The sequence below is a fragment of the Malikia sp. genome (assembly GCF_028687635.1).
Classification (GTDB): domain Bacteria; phylum Pseudomonadota; class Gammaproteobacteria; order Burkholderiales; family Burkholderiaceae_C; genus Malikia.
In genome coordinates, this window is record NZ_JAQTZS010000025.1 from 1 (window position 1) to 19,062 (window position 19,062).

24 protein-coding genes are annotated in these 19,062 nt (G+C 66.6%); 14 read left to right on the top strand and 10 right to left on the bottom strand.

What is annotated here, in order from left to right; genetic code table 11:
- Nucleotides 1-259 (top strand): hypothetical protein (locus PHR85_RS15235; protein ID WP_367278745.1); only part of this gene is annotated, 259 nt, incomplete at its 5' end.
- Nucleotides 260-397: 138 nt separating this feature from the next.
- On the opposite strand, the gene PHR85_RS12415 is transcribed toward PHR85_RS15235, so the two are convergent.
- Nucleotides 398-1,654 (bottom strand): Hsp70 family protein, encoded by a 1,257-nt coding sequence (locus PHR85_RS12415; RefSeq protein WP_300054717.1) that lies wholly within the window; start codon nucleotides 1,652-1,654, stop codon nucleotides 398-400.
- Nucleotides 1,655-1,829: 175 nt separating this feature from the next.
- On the opposite strand from PHR85_RS12415, the gene PHR85_RS12420 reads away from it, so the two are divergent.
- Both PHR85_RS12420 and PHR85_RS12425 read left to right on the top strand, forming a co-directional pair.
- Complete coding sequence (locus PHR85_RS12420) at nucleotides 1,830-2,975, top strand: alpha/beta hydrolase (protein ID WP_300054718.1); 1,146 nt, start codon at nucleotides 1,830-1,832, stop codon at nucleotides 2,973-2,975.
- Between the two features lie 83 nt (nucleotides 2,976-3,058).
- Nucleotides 3,059-3,538 carry a hypothetical protein gene (locus PHR85_RS12425; protein WP_300054719.1) on the top strand — a complete coding sequence of 160 codons (480 nt, stop codon included), beginning with the start codon at nucleotides 3,059-3,061 and terminating at the stop codon, nucleotides 3,536-3,538.
- A 61-nt stretch (nucleotides 3,539-3,599) separates the two neighbouring features.
- Here PHR85_RS12425 and PHR85_RS12430 read toward each other — a convergent pair whose 3' ends face one another.
- The gene (locus PHR85_RS12430) at nucleotides 3,600-4,145 is read right to left on the bottom strand and encodes a hemerythrin domain-containing protein (RefSeq protein WP_300054720.1); all 546 of its coding nucleotides are present in this window, start codon (nucleotides 4,143-4,145) and stop codon (nucleotides 3,600-3,602) included.
- Between the two features lie 191 nt (nucleotides 4,146-4,336).
- On the opposite strand from PHR85_RS12430, the gene PHR85_RS12435 reads away from it, so the two are divergent.
- Nucleotides 4,337-4,792: a ferritin-like domain-containing protein gene (locus tag PHR85_RS12435; RefSeq protein WP_300054721.1), complete on the top strand. Its 456-nt coding sequence runs from the start codon at nucleotides 4,337-4,339 to the stop codon at nucleotides 4,790-4,792.
- Between the two features lie 24 nt (nucleotides 4,793-4,816).
- On the opposite strand, the gene fumC is transcribed toward PHR85_RS12435, so the two are convergent.
- Nucleotides 4,817-6,229 carry a class II fumarate hydratase gene (gene fumC, locus PHR85_RS12440; protein WP_300054723.1) on the bottom strand — a complete coding sequence of 471 codons (1,413 nt, stop codon included), beginning with the start codon at nucleotides 6,227-6,229 and terminating at the stop codon, nucleotides 4,817-4,819.
- Nucleotides 6,230-6,278: 49 nt separating this feature from the next.
- Nucleotides 6,279-6,878, bottom strand: coding sequence for an NAD(P)H:quinone oxidoreductase (gene wrbA, locus PHR85_RS12445; protein WP_300054725.1), 600 nt, complete (start codon nucleotides 6,876-6,878; stop codon nucleotides 6,279-6,281).
- Nucleotides 6,879-7,212: 334 nt separating this feature from the next.
- On the opposite strand from wrbA, the gene PHR85_RS12450 reads away from it, so the two are divergent.
- Together PHR85_RS12450 and PHR85_RS12455 are read left to right on the top strand one after the other, a co-directional pair.
- Nucleotides 7,213-7,338, top strand: a complete 126-nt coding sequence (locus PHR85_RS12450; protein ID WP_300054726.1) for a hypothetical protein — start codon at nucleotides 7,213-7,215, stop codon at nucleotides 7,336-7,338.
- A gap of 137 nt (nucleotides 7,339-7,475) precedes the next feature.
- The gene (locus PHR85_RS12455) at nucleotides 7,476-8,660 is read left to right on the top strand and encodes an acetyl-CoA C-acyltransferase family protein (RefSeq protein WP_300054727.1); all 1,185 of its coding nucleotides are present in this window, start codon (nucleotides 7,476-7,478) and stop codon (nucleotides 8,658-8,660) included.
- 32 nt (nucleotides 8,661-8,692) lie between these two features.
- On the opposite strand, the gene PHR85_RS12460 is transcribed toward PHR85_RS12455, so the two are convergent.
- Nucleotides 8,693-9,121 carry a thioesterase family protein gene (locus PHR85_RS12460; protein WP_300054728.1) on the bottom strand — a complete coding sequence of 143 codons (429 nt, stop codon included), beginning with the start codon at nucleotides 9,119-9,121 and terminating at the stop codon, nucleotides 8,693-8,695.
- A 110-nt stretch (nucleotides 9,122-9,231) separates the two neighbouring features.
- On the opposite strand from PHR85_RS12460, the gene PHR85_RS12465 reads away from it, so the two are divergent.
- Both PHR85_RS12465 and ydfG read left to right on the top strand, forming a co-directional pair.
- Nucleotides 9,232-10,266 (top strand): TRAP transporter substrate-binding protein, encoded by a 1,035-nt coding sequence (locus PHR85_RS12465; protein ID WP_300054729.1) that lies wholly within the window; start codon nucleotides 9,232-9,234, stop codon nucleotides 10,264-10,266.
- Nucleotides 10,267-10,305: 39 nt separating this feature from the next.
- Nucleotides 10,306-11,052 (top strand): bifunctional NADP-dependent 3-hydroxy acid dehydrogenase/3-hydroxypropionate dehydrogenase YdfG, encoded by a 747-nt coding sequence (ydfG, locus tag PHR85_RS12470; protein WP_300054730.1) that lies wholly within the window; start codon nucleotides 10,306-10,308, stop codon nucleotides 11,050-11,052.
- 8 nt (nucleotides 11,053-11,060) lie between these two features.
- Here the strand turns inward: ydfG and PHR85_RS12475 are convergent, their stop codons facing one another.
- Complete coding sequence (locus PHR85_RS12475) at nucleotides 11,061-11,594, bottom strand: superoxide dismutase family protein (RefSeq protein WP_300054731.1); 534 nt, start codon at nucleotides 11,592-11,594, stop codon at nucleotides 11,061-11,063.
- 40 nt (nucleotides 11,595-11,634) lie between these two features.
- Here PHR85_RS12475 and PHR85_RS12480 point away from each other — a divergent pair, with 40 nt between their 5' ends.
- Together PHR85_RS12480 and PHR85_RS12485 are read left to right on the top strand one after the other, a co-directional pair.
- Nucleotides 11,635-11,769 carry a hypothetical protein gene (locus PHR85_RS12480; protein ID WP_300054732.1) on the top strand — a complete coding sequence of 45 codons (135 nt, stop codon included), beginning with the start codon at nucleotides 11,635-11,637 and terminating at the stop codon, nucleotides 11,767-11,769.
- Nucleotides 11,766-13,481, top strand: a complete 1,716-nt coding sequence (locus PHR85_RS12485) for an ABC transporter ATP-binding protein/permease (protein ID WP_300054734.1) — start codon at nucleotides 11,766-11,768, stop codon at nucleotides 13,479-13,481. The genes PHR85_RS12480 and PHR85_RS12485 overlap by 4 nt, the downstream gene beginning before the upstream one ends.
- A gap of 6 nt (nucleotides 13,482-13,487) precedes the next feature.
- Here PHR85_RS12485 and PHR85_RS12490 read toward each other — a convergent pair whose 3' ends face one another.
- The 3 genes from PHR85_RS12490 to PHR85_RS12500 all read right to left on the bottom strand — a co-directional run bounded on the left by PHR85_RS12490 (nucleotide 13,488) and on the right by PHR85_RS12500 (nucleotide 15,999).
- The gene (locus PHR85_RS12490) at nucleotides 13,488-13,901 is read right to left on the bottom strand and encodes a BLUF domain-containing protein (RefSeq protein WP_300054736.1); all 414 of its coding nucleotides are present in this window, start codon (nucleotides 13,899-13,901) and stop codon (nucleotides 13,488-13,490) included.
- 87 nt (nucleotides 13,902-13,988) lie between these two features.
- Complete coding sequence (gene phaP / locus PHR85_RS12495; protein WP_300054737.1) at nucleotides 13,989-14,555, bottom strand: TIGR01841 family phasin; 567 nt, start codon at nucleotides 14,553-14,555, stop codon at nucleotides 13,989-13,991.
- Between the two features lie 196 nt (nucleotides 14,556-14,751).
- Complete coding sequence (locus PHR85_RS12500) at nucleotides 14,752-15,999, bottom strand: sensor domain-containing diguanylate cyclase (RefSeq protein WP_300054738.1); 1,248 nt, start codon at nucleotides 15,997-15,999, stop codon at nucleotides 14,752-14,754.
- Nucleotides 16,000-16,063: 64 nt separating this feature from the next.
- Between PHR85_RS12500 and PHR85_RS12505 the strand changes: the two genes are divergently transcribed.
- The 4 genes from PHR85_RS12505 to PHR85_RS12520 all read left to right on the top strand — a co-directional run bounded on the left by PHR85_RS12505 (nucleotide 16,064) and on the right by PHR85_RS12520 (nucleotide 18,772).
- Nucleotides 16,064-16,525, top strand: coding sequence for a hypothetical protein (locus PHR85_RS12505; protein ID WP_300054739.1), 462 nt, complete (start codon nucleotides 16,064-16,066; stop codon nucleotides 16,523-16,525).
- 48 nt (nucleotides 16,526-16,573) lie between these two features.
- A complete protein-coding gene (locus PHR85_RS12510; RefSeq protein WP_300054740.1) occupies nucleotides 16,574-17,194 on the top strand; it encodes a PolC-type DNA polymerase III in 621 nt (206 codons plus the stop codon).
- A 14-nt stretch (nucleotides 17,195-17,208) separates the two neighbouring features.
- On the top strand, nucleotides 17,209-18,318 hold the full coding sequence (locus tag PHR85_RS12515; RefSeq protein ID WP_300054742.1) for a 3-deoxy-7-phosphoheptulonate synthase: 1,110 nt from the start codon (nucleotides 17,209-17,211) through the stop codon (nucleotides 18,316-18,318).
- Nucleotides 18,319-18,391: 73 nt separating this feature from the next.
- Nucleotides 18,392-18,772 carry a rhodanese-like domain-containing protein gene (locus tag PHR85_RS12520; RefSeq protein ID WP_300054744.1) on the top strand — a complete coding sequence of 127 codons (381 nt, stop codon included), beginning with the start codon at nucleotides 18,392-18,394 and terminating at the stop codon, nucleotides 18,770-18,772.
- A 27-nt stretch (nucleotides 18,773-18,799) separates the two neighbouring features.
- On the opposite strand, the gene PHR85_RS12525 is transcribed toward PHR85_RS12520, so the two are convergent.
- The gene (locus PHR85_RS12525) at nucleotides 18,800-18,961 is read right to left on the bottom strand and encodes a hypothetical protein (protein WP_300054746.1); all 162 of its coding nucleotides are present in this window, start codon (nucleotides 18,959-18,961) and stop codon (nucleotides 18,800-18,802) included.
- Between the last annotated feature and the right edge of the window lie 101 nt (nucleotides 18,962-19,062).

Below are 19,062 nucleotides of genomic sequence, written 5' to 3' on the forward strand. Positions count from 1 at the left end.
GCTGACTTTCAGCGGGAGAAAGCTCAAATCATCTTCTGTCATCGTTGCGTCCGCAGTTCTTGGTTGCGGACGCAATCCTGTCAAACCTCGGCCACCGGCGCCAGGGCGTAGTTGTTCACGCGCTTACCCGAAATCTGCATCAGAATTACTGGAAGGTCATTCTTCTGGTCTCGAGGACAAGGTACGCACGGCAGCCGACCTCGGCCGGATCTTGCGTGAGCAGCGCCCCGTGCCTGCGGCCTTCGCCAGATCGATCTGACGGGCATTGGCAACACGGGCAATCGGCTGATCGTCGACATCGAGCACGGCAAGCGCACCGTGCAGTTGCAGAAGGTGCTGGACCTGCTGGGCATGGAACTGGTCGTGCGCCAGAAGACCGGGAGGCCACTGTGAACGCTCAGCCCCGGCTGTAGGCCAGCCCCGAGGCCACGCCGCCGAACAGGTCGCCTTCGACCAGCGCCACGCCCGCGAACTCGGCCTGCAGCGCCTGCTGGAACGGCCGCAGCGCCGACGAGCCACCGGTGAGGTAGATCGCGTCGAGGGCAGCGTCGTCCAGGCCGGCACGCTGCACGCAGTCGCGCGCGCAGGCCACGGTGCGCGCCAGCAAGGCGGCCAGGTGATCGCGCAGGCCTGCCGTTTCCATGGACGAGCTCAGGTCGGGCTCGACATACGACAGGTCGACCCGGGTGCCGTGATCGAGTTGCGAGCAGCGGATCTTGGCCTGCTCCAGCTCATGGGCAATGCGGTGGCCGTGGCGCTGGGACAGCACCGCCATCAGCCGCTGATGCAGGCGCGGGTCGGCATAGTTGCTGCGCAGGGACTGGGCCTGGCTGATCGCGCGCGGCTGATAGAGCCAGTTGATCAGGTGCCAGCTGGACAGGTCGAAGAAGACGCGGCTGGGCACCTCGCGCTGCTGCGGCCCCAGGTGGCGGTAGCCCAGCAGCGGCATCGCGTACTCCAGGCTGAGCTTGTGGTCGAAGTCGGTGCCGCCGATGTGCACGCCGGTGGTGGCCAGGATATCGCGGCTGCGGTCGGCAGCAGTCATGCGATCCGGCCCCAGCCGCACCACGGTGAAGTCCGAGGTGCCGCCGCCAATGTCGACCACCAGCACCAGGCTTTCACGCGCCAGACGGCGCTCGTAGTCGAGCGCGGCCGCAATCGGTTCGAGCTGGAACGATACCTGCTCGAAACCCACCGCCAGCGCGGCCTGCAGCAGGGACTGCTGGGCCGCGGCATCGCGCACGGGGTCGTCATCGACGAAATGCACCGGCCGGCCCATCACCACGCGCCGGGGCGCCGCGCCCAGGGCCTGGGTGGCGCGCTCGCGCAGCATGGCCAGGAATTGGGCGATGATGTCCTGGAAACTGACGCTCTGGCCGTTGACGACGGTCTTTTCCTGCAGCAGGGAGCTGCCCAGCAGGCTCTTGAGCGAGCGCATCAGCCGGCCCTCGGTGCCGGCCAGGTACTGGGCCACGGCATCACGACCGAAGTGGGTGCTGAGGTCTTCGGCGTTGTAGAACAAGGCGGTGGGCAGCGCCAGCGCCTCGCCCTCGAGCGGGATCAGGCGCGCCTTGCCCTGGGCGTCGGCCCAGGCCATGGCCGAATTGGAAGTGCCGAAGTCTATGCCCAGCGTACCGTCTAGCGTAGGAGTCATCAGGAAAAGTCGGGGTGCAGCTTTGCGGACGGGCGATTGTGCCAGCCTGGCCGCTGTGAAGACGAAAGCGTCCTGCCGCACAGACGGCCCCGCTTTTGCGGACATAAGGTCGCTCAGCCGTTCGCAGCACGCCTGTCGTGCTTGATTGCGGCATCCACTCACTCAGGAGAAGCTCATGAGCATGTCCGACACCCCGCCGCCCGACCCGGAACCCGACGACGAAGACCTTGCCGAGCAAGCGCATCCCGGCCACGGCATTCCGTCGCAGGACACCGATCCCGCGGCACAGTTTCCCTTGGACTCCCAGGAAGTGGAGCGCGAGGTCCATTCGGTGCTGATGGCGGGTGGCATGGCGGCCGGCATGGCCACGGGCGCCGCCATCGGCGTCGCGGTGGCCGGCCCGGTAGGGGTGGTGGTTGGGGCCACGCTGGGTGCCGTTGCCGGAGCACTGGGGGGTGCTGCCGCTGGCATCCTGGAGCACCCGAAGGATTCGAGCCGCACCGACCAAGCCCCCGCGGATAGCGTGCGCCTGCACATCGACGACAGCGGTGGCGGCGGCAGGCCGGTGGTGCTGATCCATGGCTGGCCGCTGTCGGCCCAGGCCTGGGCGCCGCAGGTGCCGGTGCTGCAAGCGGCCGGCTATCGCGTGGTGACCTATGACCGCAGGGGCTTCGGCCGCTCCGACAAACCGGACTCGGATTACAGCTACGACACGCTGGCCGACGACCTGCAGCGCGTCATGGACCAGTGCGGATTGCGGGACGTGACGCTGGTGGGCTTCTCGATGGGCGGCGGCGAAGTGGCGCGCTACATCGCCCGCCACGGCGAATCGCGCCTGCACAGCGTGGTGTTCGCCGCCGCCGTGCCGCCCTGCCTGATGCAGAGCGCCGACAACCCGGAAGGCCCGCTCACGCCCGAGCAGGCGCAACAGAACAGGCAGGCGCTCGAACGAGACCGCAACGCCTACTTCGACCAGTTCACCCGCGGCTTCTTCTCGGCCAATGGCCTGCTACAGGTCACCGAATCGCAGCGCGGCGACGCGATCGCCCTGTGCCACCAGTCGGCGCCGCATGCGGCGCTGGCCTGCATGGACTCGTTCAGCAGCACCGACTTCCGCGCGGACCTGAAGCAGGTGACCGTGCCCACGCTGGTGATCCATGGCGATGCGGACGCGATCGTGCCGATCGAAGGCTCGGGCGAGCGCACCCACCGCGCCGTGCCCCACAGCCAGCTGGTGCGGGTGAACGGCGCGCCACACGGGCTGAACCTGTCGCACTCGCAGGCTTTCAACGATGCGCTGCTGTCGTTCCTGCGTAAGTGAGCCGTCTTGACCACTGTCAAGACAAGGTTGGGCGGCACCGCTCCCGCGCCGTCATGTCGTGTTGATTCAACAAGGAGAACATCATGCGTTCCTACACCATCACCGGGCTGATGACTGCCCTGATCATTTCCGGCTGTGCCGTGACTCCGCCCCCCAAGGCCGAAGAGGGCTATTCCGCCCAGCCACCGGCAGGCAGTGCCCCCGCCACGGCCGCCATCCAGGCAGCTCCCATGCCAGCCCCCATGCTGGCTCCCGCGTCTGATGCGTTCAATCGCCAGCAGCAGGCGATGGAGGCGATGCACCAGAAGATGCTGGCCGCCAGGACGCCGGCCGAACGCGCGGCGCTGATGAACGAGCACATGAAGCTGATGCAGTCGGGCATGGCCATGATGGAGCAGATGCGCGGCGCGGCTCCAGCGGCTGCCGGGGGGATGCCCGGCATGGGCGGCATGATGGGCAGGCACATGCAGATGGAGCGGCGCATGGCCATGATGGAACAGATGATGCAGATGATGCTGGATCGCCTGCCCGCCGATGCCAGACGCCCAAAGACCCCGAAATGAGAAGCCGGCGGATTCAGACCCGAAGCAGCAGTCGGACTTGCGCCAGGGATGCTGCATTCACCTAAGCCGCTGGGTATCTGCCTTTCAGTGACTTGAGCAGCGCGTGGAGTTCCTCGTGTCGTCCCGGGCCGATCACCTTGGACTCATGTTGCTCGAAGGCCTCGTACAAGGATTCCAGGCGCTCTGGCGACAGCACCCGTTCGGCCATGGGGAACAGCACCTCGTTTTCTTTGCCGATATGCGCCTGCAGCAGTTCCGTGTAGCCTCGGGCGGCATGGATGAAGGCGGCGGCGTCGAGCACTGGCTCGATCGCGGCAGACATCTCCGCCATCCAGCGGCGACCCTCCTCGTGCTCCTTGAGCAGCATGCCCAATGGAGCGGCCGCCTCCAGCACACCGGAGGCGGCCAGCGCAGGAAACAGCAGCCCTTCCTCCTTGCCATGATGGCACTTGTCTGCAAACTCCTTCAGGAAACCCACAAAAGCGGACAGGTCGGCCGCGTCCACCGGGCTGGCAGCTTCCAGCTTGCGGTTGATGCTGGCGAGAATTTTCAGTGCGAAAAGAATGGCTTCGTGTTCGTGAAGCAAGTCCTCGATGGCACGGCTCATGGAAATCTCCCTTTCCCTCGGGCTCGGAGCACCCGTTGCGTTGAACTGAACAAAACCATTTCATCCTACAGGCCAATGAAGCCATCCGCACAGAACATCCTGCAAATGAATTGCCACGGATGACAAAATGGCATAAACCCCTGAGAATCCTCCATCTCGGGAGCACATCTGCCACCGGAAAGGAAGCCGTCATGGATGAATCGAAGACCCAAGCCGCGATCGAGGCCCTCAACCGCATCATGGAACTTGAACTCGCTGGCGTGGTGAAGTACACCCACTACTCCCTCATGGTGTTCGGCTACAACCGGATCCCGATCGTGTCCTGGCTGAAGGGCAATGCCGACGAGAGCCTGGCCCATGCCCACAAGGCCGGGGAGCTGGTCACGCTGCTGGGCGGCCATCCCTCGTTGAAGATCGGGCCCCTGCTGGAAACCGAGCAGCACGACATCGGCGACATCCTGCGCGAGAGCCTGGCGCACGAAAAGAACGCCCTGGCCGCCTACTACGACTTGCTGAAGATCGTCCAAGGCCAGTCGGTGCTGCTGGAAGAGTACGCCCGGGACATGATCGCCATCGAGGAAATGCATCAGGACGAAGTCAACAAGATGCTGCGGCGTCCTGGCGACACCACGGCATTCAAGGGCTGACGACCAGATCGCCCGGTACGCCACTCAGGGCTGGGCCATGCTGCCGTCGGCGGCGCCCAGCATGGCGGCTGGATCCAGCCAGCCGTCGAGTTGCGCCAGCGTGGCGTAACCCAATGCCAGGGCGGCGGCGCGCAAGGTCGTGCCCTCGCGCTGGGCCAGCTTGGCGATCTCGGCCGCCTTGTCGTAGCCGATCCGGGGCACCAGCGCGGTCACCAGCATCAGGGACTTTTCCAGGTGTTCGGCGATGCGGTCACGGCGCGCCTCGATGCCGCGCACGCAATGGGCCTCGAAGCTGTTCATGCCGTCGGCGAGCAGGCGGATGCTTTGCAGCAGGTTGTGAGCGATCAGTGGCTTGTAGACATTGAGCTCGAAATTCCCGCTGGCGGCGCCGATTCCGATCGCCACGTCATTGCCCATCACCTGACAGCACAGCATGGTGAGCGCCTCGCACTGGGTCGGGTTGACCTTGCCCGGCATGATGGAGCTGCCGGGCTCGTTTTCCGGGATGCTGAGCTCGCCCAGGCCACCGCGCGGGCCGCCAGCCAGCCAGCGGACATCGTTGGCGATCTTCATCAGCGCTGCGGCCAGTGTCTTGAGCACGCCATGCACGGCCGCCAGCGCATCGTGCGCGGCGAGCGCGGCGAACTTGTTGTCGGCGCTGGTGAACGGGAGCTGGTGCAGGCGGGCCAGTTCGGCTGCCACCTGCTGGCCGAACTCGGGATGGGTATTGAGACCGGTGCCGACCGCGGTGCCGCCGATGGCCAGGGGATGGAGCCAGGCCAGCGAGCCGCCCAGCAGCGAGCGGGCCTGGCTGAGCTGCGCCACATAGCCCGAAAACTCCTGACCCAGCGTGATCGGGGTGGCATCCTGCAGGTGGGTGCGGCCCAGCTTGACGATGGCGGCGAATGCCTGCGCCTTCTGGTCCAGCGCCGCAGTCAGCCGGTCCAGGGCGGGCAGCAACCGCAGGCTCATCTCCAGCGCTGCGGCCAGATGCATGGCGGTCGGGAAGACATCGTTCGACGACTGCCCCAGGTTCACCTCGTCGTTGGGGTGCAGCAGGTGCTGGCTGCCGCGCGGTCCGAGCAGCAGTTCGGAGCCGCGATTGGCCAGCACCTCGTTCATGTTCATGTTGGTCTGGGTGCCGGAGCCGGTTTGCCAGACCGACAGGGGGAATTCACCATCGTGCCGTCCCGCCAGCACCTCCTCGGCGGCGGCGGCGATGGCTTGCGCCTTGTGCTGCGGCAGCAGCCCGAGCCTGCCATTGACCCTGGCACAGGCCAGCTTGACGGACGCCAGCGCCTGGATGAAGGACAGCGGCAGTCGTTCGGTGGAGATGGCGAAATGCTCCAGCGAGCGCTGGGTCTGGGCTCCCCACAGGCGCTGCGCATCCACCTCGACGGGGCCCATGGCATCCCGTTCCTCGCGCGTCGTGCTCATGATGGCTGCCTTCACGGTTTCGTTAGCCGCAATCTCGGGCCAAGGCTGGCTAGCCGAACAGCTTGCTGGCCGTCTCGGCGATCAGCTTGCCCTGGTAGCGGGCGCCATCGAGTTCGATCGCGCTCGGCTGACGTTGACCCTGCGCGCCGGCGATGGTCGAGGCGCCGTAGGGGCTGCAGCCGACGACCTCGTCCAGCGTCGACTGGCCCTGGAAGCTGTAGGGCAGGCCGACGATGACCATGCCGAAGTGCATCAGGTTGGTGATGATCGAGAACAGCGTGACCTCCTGGCCACCATGCTGGGTGGCGGTCGAGGTGAAGGCGCCGCCGACCTTGCCGTTCAGCGCGCCACGGGCCCACAGGCCGCCGGTCTGGTCGAGGAAGGCCGCCAGCTGCGAGGGCATGCGGCCATAGCGGGTCGGGGCGCCGACGATGATGGCGTCATAGCCTTCGAGTTCGGCGACGGTCGCGACCGGGGCCGCCTGGTCGAGCTTGAAATGGGCCGACTTGGCGATCTCGGCCGGCACGGTTTCGGGCACGCGCTTGACATCCACCTGGGCACCGGCGGCGCGAGCGCCTTCGGCCACGGCCTGGGCCATGGTCTCGATATGACCGTAGGTCGAGTAATAGAGCACGAGGACTTTGGACATGGGTCTCTCCTGAAGTTGAAACAGGGAAGCAGGCGCCGGTAGAACCGGGCTGGCCACAGGCAGGATCGCGAGCGACCGCTTGCATGATGGGACAAGCGGCCGCTTCTGTCTATCGCTCCGGGAGCTGTGTTCTTCGGTGGCTCGGCACCGCTGGGTTCAGCTCACTTGGCCTTCGGCTTCTGGCCTTGTAGATGGCCGCTACGAAGAACGCCAGACCGGCGACTATGCCGATCAGACCTGAAATGGAGGGCAAGCTCGCGGCTGTCACGCCAGCGTCACGCATAACGACGTAGACTGGGTCGTCTTTACCCGGCACCGCGCCATGGAGTCTCACATGAACAAGCTCCTGCACTGCACCTGCTGCGACCGCGACCGCGTCCCCGAAGGCGGGGTACAGCTCGGACCCCAGCGCTGGTTCTGCGCCGCCTGCTGGCACGCCTTTTTCCGCAACCGCCACTAGCTGGCCAGGGCAGCCACGGCATGGATATTTCCCCGGCCACGCGCCAGCATCTGTAAGTACCCGGCAATCCCTGGCGCCTAGCATGCATGTCACTCGGCGCATTCAGACGCCGGGCATTTCTTCAAACAGAGGCAGACATGAATCAGCGTGACGTGGTGGTACTCAGTGCGGTGCGGTCGGCGGTTGGCACTTTTGGCGGCGCCCTGGCGGAAATCGAACCGGCGGAACTGGCCGGCAGCGTGATGAAGGCGGCGGTCGAGCGCTCCGGCGTCGACCCGCTGGCGATCAACTATGTGACGGTGGGCAACACCATCCCGACCGAGAGCCGCTTTGCCTACGTGGCGCGCGTCGCATCGATCCAGGCCGGCCTGCCGATGGATTCGGTCGCGATGTCGGTCAACCGGCTATGCTCGTCCGGGCTGCAGGGCATCGTGACGACGGCGCAGAACATCCTGCTGGGGGATTGCGACTACGGCATCGGTGGCGGCGTCGAGGTGATGAGCCGCGGCGGCTACCTGTCGACGGCGATGCGCAACGGCGCCCGCATGGGCAACACCCAGCTGATCGACACCATGGTCGCCACGCTGACCGATCCGTTCGGCGTCGGCCACATGGGCATCACGGCCGAGAACCTGGTCAGCAAATGGGGCATCACGCGCGAGGAGCAGGATGCGCTGGCGGTCGAATCGCACCAGCGCGCCGCCACCGCGATCGCCGAGGGCCGTTTCAAGTCGCAGATCGTGCCGATCGTCCGCCAGACCCGCAAGGGCGACGTCGTCTTCGACACCGACGAGCATGTCAAGCCCGCCACCACGCTCGATTCACTGGCCAGGATGAAGCCGGCGTTCAAGAAGGACGGCTCGGTCACCGCCGGCAACGCCTCGGGCATCAACGACGGCGCCGCCTTCTTCGTGCTGGCCGATGCCGCGGTTGCCGCCGCGCACGGTCACCAGCCGATCGCCCGCCTGGCCTCCTACGCGGTGGCTGGCGTGCCGAACGACGTCATGGGTGAAGGCCCGATCCCGGCTACCCGTCTCGCGCTCAAGAAGGCCGGCCTGACGCTGGACCAGATCGACGTGATCGAGAGCAACGAGGCCTTCGCGGCGCAGGCGATCGCGGTGTCACGCGGGCTCGGTCTCGACCCGGCCCGGACCAACGTGAACGGGGGCGCGATCGCGCTGGGCCACCCGATCGGCGCCTCGGGCGCGGTGATCGCGACCAAGGCGCTGTACGAGCTGCAGCGCACCGGCGGCCGCTACGCGCTGGTGACGATGTGCATCGGCGGCGGCCAGGGCATCGCCGCCGTGTTCGAGCGGCTCTGAGCCCCTGCTCGAACCACCAGCCCGGCCATCCTTCAGAGGGCTTGCAACTGCCGCCAGAAGGTCTCGGGGATGGCGCTGGGCTTGCGACTGCCAGGATCGACGCAGACCAGGCCGATCTTGCCCAGCGCCACCTCGCGGCCGGACTGCGCTTCGCTGACACGGTAGACCAGGTCGAAACCCTTGGGGTTGAAATCGGCGGGCGCCATCTCGATGCGCAGCGTCTGGCCGTGGAAGCCCTCGGACTTGTACTGCACCGCCTGGTCGCCAACGAAGAAGACATGGCCCGCCACGTCCAGCACGCTGTAGCCCAGGCTGGCAAAGAAGCGTCCGCGGGCTTCTGCCACCAGGGACAGCAGCTGCACGTTGTCGAGGTGGCCGCCCTCGTTGATGTGGCTGGCGTAGATCTGAAGCTCGGTGACGAAGGGATAGCGCGCGGCGGGCTGGAACTGGAGGCGTGGCATGGCTACAAAGTGAGTCAATCGGAACCCGGACGGTATCACTTCCGGACGAGGTTCTGACCGGGCCGCTCCGAAGGAATACCATCAGGCGATCCACTCCACGAGGCAATCTGATGAAACTGTTCCCCACCCTGATCGCCGCCCTGCCCTTCGCGCTCGGCGCCACCGCACTGCAGGCCCAGACGGTCACGCTCAAGGTCTCGCATTACCTCGGCTCCAACCACAACTTCCACAGCAAGGTGCTTGAGCCCTGGTGCGCCGAACTCGACAAGGACTCGGGCGGCAAGCTCAAGTGCCAGCTCTACCCGGCGCTGCAGCTCGGCGGCACCGTCGCGCAGCTGCCCGACCAGGTCAAGAACGGCGTGGCCGACATCGCCTGGGTCTCGCCGAGCTTCTCGACCGGCCGCTTCCCGCGCTCCGAGGCGCTTGAGCTGCCGTTCACGCTGCCGCGCAGCAGCCTGGGCGGCTCGCTCGCGATGTGGGAGTTCACCCAGAAGCACGCGCTGGAAGACTTCAAGGATTTCAAGGTGCTGTCGATCTGGAGCGGCTCCAGCGTGGTGATCAGCACAGCGAGCAAGCCCGTCCTCGTGCCCGAGGACCTCAAGGGCCTGAAGCTGCGCAGCCCCTCGCGCTACCCCTCCTTGTTCCTGCAGGCGCTCGGCGGCGTGCCGGTGACGATGTCGCCGGCGCAGATCACCGAGGGCATCTCCAAGGGCATCATCGACGGCGCCATGGCGCCTTGGGAAGTGCTGCCGGCGGTCAAGGTCGACGAGGTGACCAAGTACCACATCGAGGGTCCGGCCAAGCAGCCCGGCTTCACGCAGACGCCGTTCGCGCTGCTGATGAACAAGAAGAAGTACGAGAGCCTGTCGCCCGAGCTCAAGGCCGTGCTCGACAAGCGCAGCGGCCTGCCGCTGCTTGAGCGTACCGCCAAGGTCTGGGACGACGGCAACGAGGCCGCGCGCAAGGCCATGCTGGCGCGTGGCAACAAGATCCTGGTGATCAAGGACGCCGACTACAAGGCGATGCAGAAGACGGCCGCCTCGGTCGAGGCCGACTGGATCAAGCAGGCCACGGCCAAGGGCCTGGACGGCGCCAAGCTGGCCGCCGAGGTGCATGCGATCGGCAACAAGTACCTGAACAAGTAAGGACGTTACAGTGTCTGCTCCAACTCAGAGGAGCCAAACATGATCGTTTTCGTCACCGGCGCTTCCGCCGGTTTTGGTGCGGCCATCGCCCGCCGCTTTGTCCGGGAGGGCCATCGCGTGGTCGCGACCGCGCGCCGGCTGGACCGACTGCGGGCGCTGGCCGACGAGCTCGGCGACGCGCTGTTGCCGCTCGAACTCGACGTGCGCGACCGCGCCGCCGTCGCGGCCATCCCGGACGCGCTGCCGCCCGGCTTCGCCGAGATCGACCTGCTGGTCAACAACGCCGGCCTGGCGCTCGGGCTGGAGCCGGCGCAGCAGGCCAGCCTCGACGACTGGCAGGACATGATCGACACCAACTGCACCGGGCTGGTCCAGGTCACGCGCGCCTTGCTGCCCGGCATGGTGGCGCGCAACCGCGGCCATGTGATCAACATCGGCTCGACCGCGGGCAACTGGCCCTACGCCGGGGGCAATGTCTACGGCGCGACCAAGGCCTTCGTGCGTCAGTTCAGCCTGAACCTGCGCACCGACCTGCACGGCACGGGCTTGCGCGTCAGCAATATCGAACCCGGCCTGTGCGGCGGCACCGAGTTCTCCAATGTGCGCTTCCATGGCGACGACGCGCGGGCGGCCGGCGTCTATGCCAACGTGCAGCCGCTCACAGCCGAGGACATCGCCGAATCGGTGCACTGGATCGCCACCCTGCCGGCCCATGTCAACGTCAACGAGATCGAGCTGATGCCGGTCGCCCAGTCCTTCGGCGGGCTGGCGGTGCATCGCGGCTGAACGCCTGATCAAGGCGTCTTGATGACCCCGCAGGCGATGCGACGACCGGAGTTGCCCGCCGGCTGGGAGCGGTAGTCGTCCGCGTCGGCATGCACGACCAGGCTGCGGCCGACGATGCCGAGCGGACCGATATCAGCCGTCAGTCCGGCCACCTCGGCCCGATAGCGAGCCCGGCCGTTCGCATCCGCCATCAGGTTGGGCAGATCCCCGGCATGCCGTTGGGCATGGTACTGCTGGTGGTGGCCGTGCATCATGCCGGCCGGGTTGAAATGCCCCCGGGCGCTGCTGGCATCGGGCGCCGAACAATCGCCACCTTCGTGCACATGAAAGCCATGCTCGCCCGGCGTCAGGCCGGACAGATCGGCCTCGACCAGCAGCTTGTCGCCCATGGGCGTGAAGCTGACCGTACCCCGAACCTGGCTGCCCGAGCTGGACTCGATCATGGCCTGGGCGGCGGGCTTGGCGCCCGGCAGGTGGGAGCAGCCGGCGAGCACGGCCAGCGCCATGAAACCGGCCGAGAACGCGAAATTCCTTGCTTTCATTTCTATCCACTCCCTACGGATTGACTGGCAAGATCGCCTGATGAATCACGTGCATCGTATTGGATACATGATGGAAGCGGCAGATGAAAAGCAGGCGGCGAACAAAAAATTTCCACTTGAGCGCATGTTTGCGGGCATGATCAAAACCCGCATCGGCATCCGCAAGCCCCCATGACATCCGCCAACCGCCCGCTCTGGCAGCGCTTCCTCGACATCGCCGCGCCCTACTGGCGTTCGGAGGAGAAGAAGCAGGCGTTCTGCCTGCTCGGGCTGCTCGTCCTGCTGCTGCTGAGCCAGACCGCCTTCGCGGTGCTGCTCAACGAGCAGACCGGCGAGTTCACCTCGGCGCTGGCGGCGCGCGATGGCGACCGTTTCTGGCACTCGATCCATATCTGCCTGGGCCTGCTGATCGGAGCCGTGCCGACCTACGCCTGCTTCTACTGGGTGCGCGACACGCTGGGCATCCGCTGGCGGCGCTGGCTGACCGGACGTTTCCTGCAGCGCTATTTCAGCGACCGCCATTACTACGAGCTCAATGCGCAGGCCTCGGTCGACAATCCGGACCAGCGCATCGCCGAGGACATCAACACCTTCACCCAGCGCTCGCTGTTCTTCCTGATGATCCTGATCGGCTCGGCCATGCAGCTGGCGGCCTTCAGCAGCGTGCTCTGGGACATCTCGCGCACCCTGGTCTATTTCCTCGCGATCTACGCCTGCGCCGGCACCTTCATCACGCTGCGCATCTTCGGCAAGCCACTGACCGGGCTCAATTTCCGCCAGATCAAGCGCGAGGCCGACCTGCGCTTCGGGCTGGTGCGGGTGCGCGAAAAGGCCGAGGCGATCGCGCTCTACCGCGGCGAGCAGCAGGAGCTGCAGCAGGTCAGGCACCGCTTCGCCACGGTCTACGAGAACTACCTGCGCCTGATCAAGGGCCAGTTCTTCCTCAACCTGTTCCAGTACGGCTATTCCATGCTGACCATCGTGCTGCCCAGCGCCATCATCGCCGAGCGGGTGCTGGCCGGCGAGCTGGAGGTCGGCATGGCGGTGCGGGCCGCCGGCGCCTTCACCGCCGTGCTGAGCGCGATCTCGGTCATCGTCGACAACTTCGAGAGCCTGAGCCGCTTCGCGGCCGGCATCGAACGGCTGGACAGTTTCTCGCGCCAGCTCGACGGCGAGGGCGAGCCTGGCACGGCCCCCAGGCACGAGCCCAGCCGGATCGAATCGGTCGAGGGCGTCCCGGGTCTGGCGCTGGAGCGCGTGACGCTGCAGACACCCGGCGCCGAGCGCGTGCTGGTGCGCGAGCTGTCGCTGGCGGTCGAGCCGGGCCAGGGCCTGATGGTCGTCGGGGCCAGCGGCTGCGGCAAAAGCTCGCTGCTGCGCGCCATCGTCGGCCTCTGGGACAGCGGCAGCGGCAAGATCCTGCGTCCCCACCCGGAGGAGATCATGTTCCTGCCGCAGCAGCCCTACATGCTGCTGGGCTCGCTGCGCAACCAGCTGCTGTACCCGAACCGGGAGCGCCAGGTCGACGACCGGCAACTGCTCGACCTGCTCGAACGGGTCAACCTGTCCGACCTGGCCGAGCGCTCGGGTGGCCTGGACGCCGAGCTCGACTGGGAGAAGACCCTTTCCATGGGCGAACAGCAGCGGCTGGCATTCGCCCGCCTGCTGCTGACCCAGCCACGCTACGCCATCCTGGACGAGGCCACCAGCGCCCTCGATCTGGCCAACGAACGCCAGCTCTACCAGCAACTGATGGACGGCCGGACCACGCTGATCAGCGTCGGGCACCGCTCGACCATACTGGCCTACCACAGCCAGGTGCTTGAACTACGCGGTGATGGGCAATGGCTGGCTCATGCCGCCGAGGGCTACCGGTTCCAGCCCTGAGTGCGGCTAGGTGGCCACCTGTCTTGTCTGTTGCTGGGACAGGCAGCTCGCGAGCAGGGCGTCCATGTCGCCTGGCTCGACCGGCGAGAAACCCGTCATCTGGTACTGCTGGTAGTAAGGCATGGCTGAGAACATGAGGGACGAGCCGCAGTAGCGGCGCTGCGCCAGCGGGAAGCGCGCCAGCAGTTCAACGTCGAAATGACGCGGGTCGGACTGGAGCTTGCGCCACAGGATGTCGATCGCCGCCGACGGACCCTCGGCGTACTGCATGAAGCTGTGGTCGAAGTAAACCAGATGCCCGGTGATCCCCGCCGCCTGGTTGTACAGGCGCGCGCGCTCAACGAGCAGGACCATGTGCAGTGGCCCGATGCGGTTCACGATCCGCGATCGATACAGCAGGGCTTCTAGTGCTTGTGCCACGGAATGGAGCTGAATCGGCGAAGAACCTAAAAAAGCCCCGGAACCCGGGAGGGGCGACGGGGCTTGCTGGCGACTCGCGCCGGACGATCAGGCAGCCTTCTTGGCTTTGACGTCGGTGACGGTGGCCGTGCTGGTGGCGGCGCTCAGCGCGCTGTTGGCCATGGTGTCGATGCTGGCGACGGCCTGCTCGGAAGCCTGCTTGACGGCTTTCTGGACCGACTCGAAGGCGTTGCCGGCGGTGGCGACAGCGGTCTGCAGGGCAGCGGCGGCCTGCTCGGTGCCCTTGGGGGCGTTCTTGACGGCGCTCTCGACGAAGGCCGTGATCTGCTTCTGTGCCTCGGCGGCGCGGGCCTCGGCAGCCTTGGTGAACTGACCGCCGAAACCGGTGGCGATTTCATACAGTTCGCGGCCATAGGCGCTGGCCTTCTCGGCGGCGGCCTTGAAGTCATTGCCTTGCAGGGCCAGCAGGCCTTGCACGTCCTTGACGCTCAGCAGCGCTTCGGTCTGGGCAGCGCTGTCGGCCAGACCGGCCTTGAGAGCCTTGAGGCTGAGTTCCGACAGGCGCTCGACGCCGGTGACGGCCTGGTTGGCCAGCTCGTAGAAAGCGGCGGTCTGGTCTTTCTGATTGGAAACGATTTGTTCGACGGTCAGCATGGAATTCCTCCTGAATAGTTGCTTGGGGACTACGCTGCGGCGCCGGGTCCGGGAGCATTCCCGAACGCATATTGCACTGCAACATGGATTCCATTCTAGGAGCGGTTTCCGCCTCGCGCAAGCTTTTTTGTTGCGCTGCAACAAAAAATTTCGATCCAGAAGATGCGGCAGCAAGTCGCCGCGCGGCCTGCAAGCCTCACGCCCGTAGCGCTTCGCGTCGCTCAGGCCCGCTCGGGCTGGCCACCGCGCAGGCGACCCGGTCGCGGCCGTCATCCTTGGCGAGACGGACCGCCTGGCTGGCGCCCGTGAACAGTTCGTCCTCATCCAGGCCATGGTCCGGGTAGATCGCGAGGCCGATGCTGACAGTCAGCGCGAGCGCCTGCCGGCGCAGCGGCAGGGGTTCACTCAGGGTGCGGCGTATCTTGTCCGCCACCTTGAGGGCTTCGCGCTCGGAACCGACGTTGGGCAGCAGGACCATGAAGGTGTCGCCGCCGCAACGGCCTACCGTGTCGGACGCGCGCACGCAGGCCGCGATGCGGGCGGCGGCCTCCAGCAGCACGAGGTCACCGACGGCATGACCCCAGCGCTGGTTGAGGGACTGGAAGCGGTCGAGATCGACCTGCAGCAAGGCGACCCGGTCGCCGTGGCGCTCGGACTGGCGCAGCGCCTGCTGCAGCCGGTCCAGGCACAGGCTCCGGCCGGGCAGCCCGGTCAGCGCGTCGAAATGCGCCCGCTGGCGCGTGCGCCGGTCCGGTCGCAGGTCTGCCGCGAGCTCGCGCGCGACGCCGAGCAGACCGACCATGCGCGCGTTGGCATCGAACAGCGGCGCGATCCTGGCGGCATGCCAGCGCCAGTCACCCTCGGCGTGCCGGATCCGGTACTCGACTTCGTCCTGCGGGCTGCGGCTTGCCAACGCACGCTCGATCGCGCCCTGGCAGGCCGGCTGGTCCTGGGAATGGATCAGCCAGGCATGGTTCTGCCCGAGCAGGCCGCCCGGGTCGACACCCAGCGCCTGGCGCCAGTTGGCCGACAGTTGCTGGACACAGCCGTCGAGATCGAGCGCAAACACCAGTTCGCTGGCGCATTCCAGATGCCTACCCAGGCGCTGCTCGCTGGCGAACAGCGCCTGTTCGAGCCGTTCGCGCTCGCTGCGGGCCTGCTGCAGGGCGCTGGATGCCTGCTCGGTGACCCGCTGCAGCTCCTGGCGTGCCTCGGCCAGCCTCGCCTCGCCGAGGCGCCGGGCCTGGTCGGCACTGCGCTTGTAGCGCCAGAGCACGACCAGCCCCATCAACCACGTCAATCCAGTCGCCAGCGTGGTGGCCTGAGGCTCAAGCGAGCCGGCACAGACCGGCATCGGCAGTGCCGCCAGGACAATGGCCTGGAGCGGAACCGGCGGGAGGAAGGAGGCGGCCGGCTGGCGCGCCACCATGCGACTGGCACACATGGCATCTGATGATAGGGAGGTATGCGGCTCTGCAGCATAGTAATTACCATTAGGATGGTCTACCATGCCATTGAAGCCGCTCCGGAGCGCCACCATCATCATGACTTGCGAAATCGTCTGGGAACACAAGGGGGTGTACAAGCGCCTGTCGGGCCATGTCTCGGCCGACGAGTTCGTGCGCTCGGTCGAAACCATACAGGCCGACCCGAGGTTCGACGACATCCGCTACGTGATCAACGATTTCAGCGCCGTCACGGGCCACGAACTGGACGAGGACATGCTGATCGAGCTCGCCGCGATCCAGTACGGCGCGCAGGCCAGCAACCCGCAGGTACGGGCGGTCTACGTCGGAACCGACCCGCGGCTGACGCAGCGGCTGGAGTCCATCCTGCTGGAGGGGCCGCAGCACCCGGTCTACCGGGTCACGCTGTTCGAGACCCTGCCGCAGGCGCGCGACTGGTTGCAGATCGAGCTCGCCAAGACCTGGCGCGCGGGCCTGACCGACCGGCGCGGCCGCGCCGGCTGACTCCATGCGCGCAAGCCATGGAGGGGTCTGCGCGTAGACTAGCGCACCATGAGCGCCATTGCCGTCATCGACTTCGAAACCAGCGGGCTGCTGCCCGAAGCCGGCGGGCGCGCGACCGAGGTCGCCATCGTGCTGACCGAGAACGGCCGGGTGGTCGCCCGCTACCAGAGCCTGATGAATGCCGGGGTCCGGATCCCGTCCTTCATCACCGAGCTGACCGGCATCGACAACGCCATGCTGCGCGAGGCGCCACCCGCCGCGCAGGTGATGCTGGAAGCCGCCCGCTTCGTCGGCGACCGGCCGCTGGTGGCGCACAACGCCTCCTTCGACCGCAAGTTCTGGCAGTCCGAGCTCGCGCGCGTCGACCTCGAAGCGCCCCAACCCTTCGCCTGCACCGTGCTGCTGTCGCGCCGGCTCTACCCGGACGCACCAAACCACAAGCTCGGCACGCTGGCCGATTTCCATGCGCTGCCGCGCAACGGCCGCGCGCACCGGGCGCTGTCCGATGCCGAGGTCACGGCCGAGCTGCTGCTGCGCATCCAGCGCGATCTGCGCGAACGCCACGGCATCGCCGCGCCCGGACATGATTTCCTGCAGGCCTTGCAGCAATGCTCCAAGGCCACGCTGCCGCGCTTCTGGCAACGCCATGCCTGCTGCGCCACCGCCTGATTTTTTCCATCGCCATGCATACCCCTAGCCCGATCCACACCCAGGACAAGACCCATACCGACGACCTGCGCATCCGCGCCGTGCGCCCGCTGCTGACGCCCGCGCTGCTGCAGGAATGGCTGCCGACGCCCGAGCCGGCGCAGGCGCTGGTCGAAGCCAGCCGGGCCGCCATCGCGCGCGTGCTGCACGGCCAGGACGACCGCCTGCTGGTGGTGGTCGGACCCTGCTCGATCCACGACCATGAGCAGGCGCTCGACTACGCGCGCCGGCTCAAGGAGCAGGCCGACGCCTTGCAGCAGGATCTGCTGATCGTGATGCGGGTCTATTTCGAGAAGCCGCGCACCACGGTGGGCTGGAAGGGCTACATCAACGACCCGCATCTGGATGGGACCTTCGCGATCAATGAAGGGCTGGAGCGCGCGCGCCAGCTGCTGCTCGATGTGCTGGAAATCGGCCTGCCGGTCGGCACCGAGTTCCTCGACCTGCTGTCGCCGCAGTTCATCAGCGATCTGGTGAGCTGGGGCGCGATCGGGGCGCGCACCACGGAAAGCCAGAGCCACCGCCAGCTCGCCAGCGGCCTGAGCTGCCCGATCGGCTTCAAGAACGGCACCGACGGCGGCGTCAAGGTGGCGGCCGACGCGATCGTCGCGGCGCAGTCCGAGCACGCCTTCATGGGCATGACCAAGATGGGGCTGGCGGCGATCTTCGAAACCCGCGGCAACCAGGACTGCCACCTGATCCTGCGCGGCGGCAAGCAGCCCAACTACTCGGCCGCCGACGTCGAGGCGGCCTGCGCCGTGCTGCGTGCTTCGGGTCTGCGCGAGCAGGTGATGATCGACTGCTCGCACGCCAACAGCAGCAAGCAGCACCGGCGCCAGCTCGAGGTCGGCGCCGACGTGGCCGCTCAGCTCGCGGGCGGCGAGCGCCGCATCACCGGCGTCATGATCGAGAGCCATCTGCACGAGGGCCGGCAGGACATCGTGCCGGGCCAGCCGCTGCAGCCCGGCGTGTCGGTGACCGACGCCTGCATCAGCTTCGAGCAGACCTTGCCGCTGTTGCAGCAGCTGGCGCAGGCGGTGCGGGAGCGGCGCGCGCTGCGGGCAGCGGAGTCCGACCCGGACTGAGCTTGCCACGGGCCGGTCGCTGCGCGACAATGGCCGGATACCCCTCACCCTTTATCAGACAGGAACAGCCCGCATGAAAACCGCAATGGATCTGGTCGCCGCCGCCAAGGCGCAGGTCGCCGAAATCCCCGTCACTGACGCCGAAGCCGCGATCCGCGATGCCGATGTGCTGCTCGACGTGCGCGAGGCCGAGGAGTTCGCCGCCGGCCACCTGCCCGGCGCCATCCACGCCTCGCGCGGCCTGCTGGAGTTCAAGCTCAGCGGCTCGGCGCAGCTGGCCAGCCGCGACCTGAGCTTCGTGATCTACTGCAAGACCAGCGGACGTGCCGCGCTGGCCGCCGTCGCGATGCGGGAGATGGGTTATCTGAACGTGAAGTCGATCGCCGGCGGCTTCGACGCCTGGGCCGCGGCAGGCAAGCCGGTGCACAAGCCCGAGCTGCCGGCGTTTGAGTGAGCAGGAGCAGCCAGGCGGCGGAGCTTGTCAGCCCGAGAGGGTTTCTGAATTTTCCTTGATGGTTGCGCCAATTGTCTGCACGGTTTCGTTTTCCGTGACTTCGCCAATGGCTTCCACCGCGGCCCCCACAGCCTCGACAACGATGGCCGGAACACTCAAACCCACTTTTTCGAGAAGTTCGCTGAACATAATGGATTCCTGATTGATTGGATGAGTTTCAGTCTTCCGCGTTGAATTCCATGATGGATTAATTGCGCAGACTAAGATTTTATTTCGATCAAGAATACCAT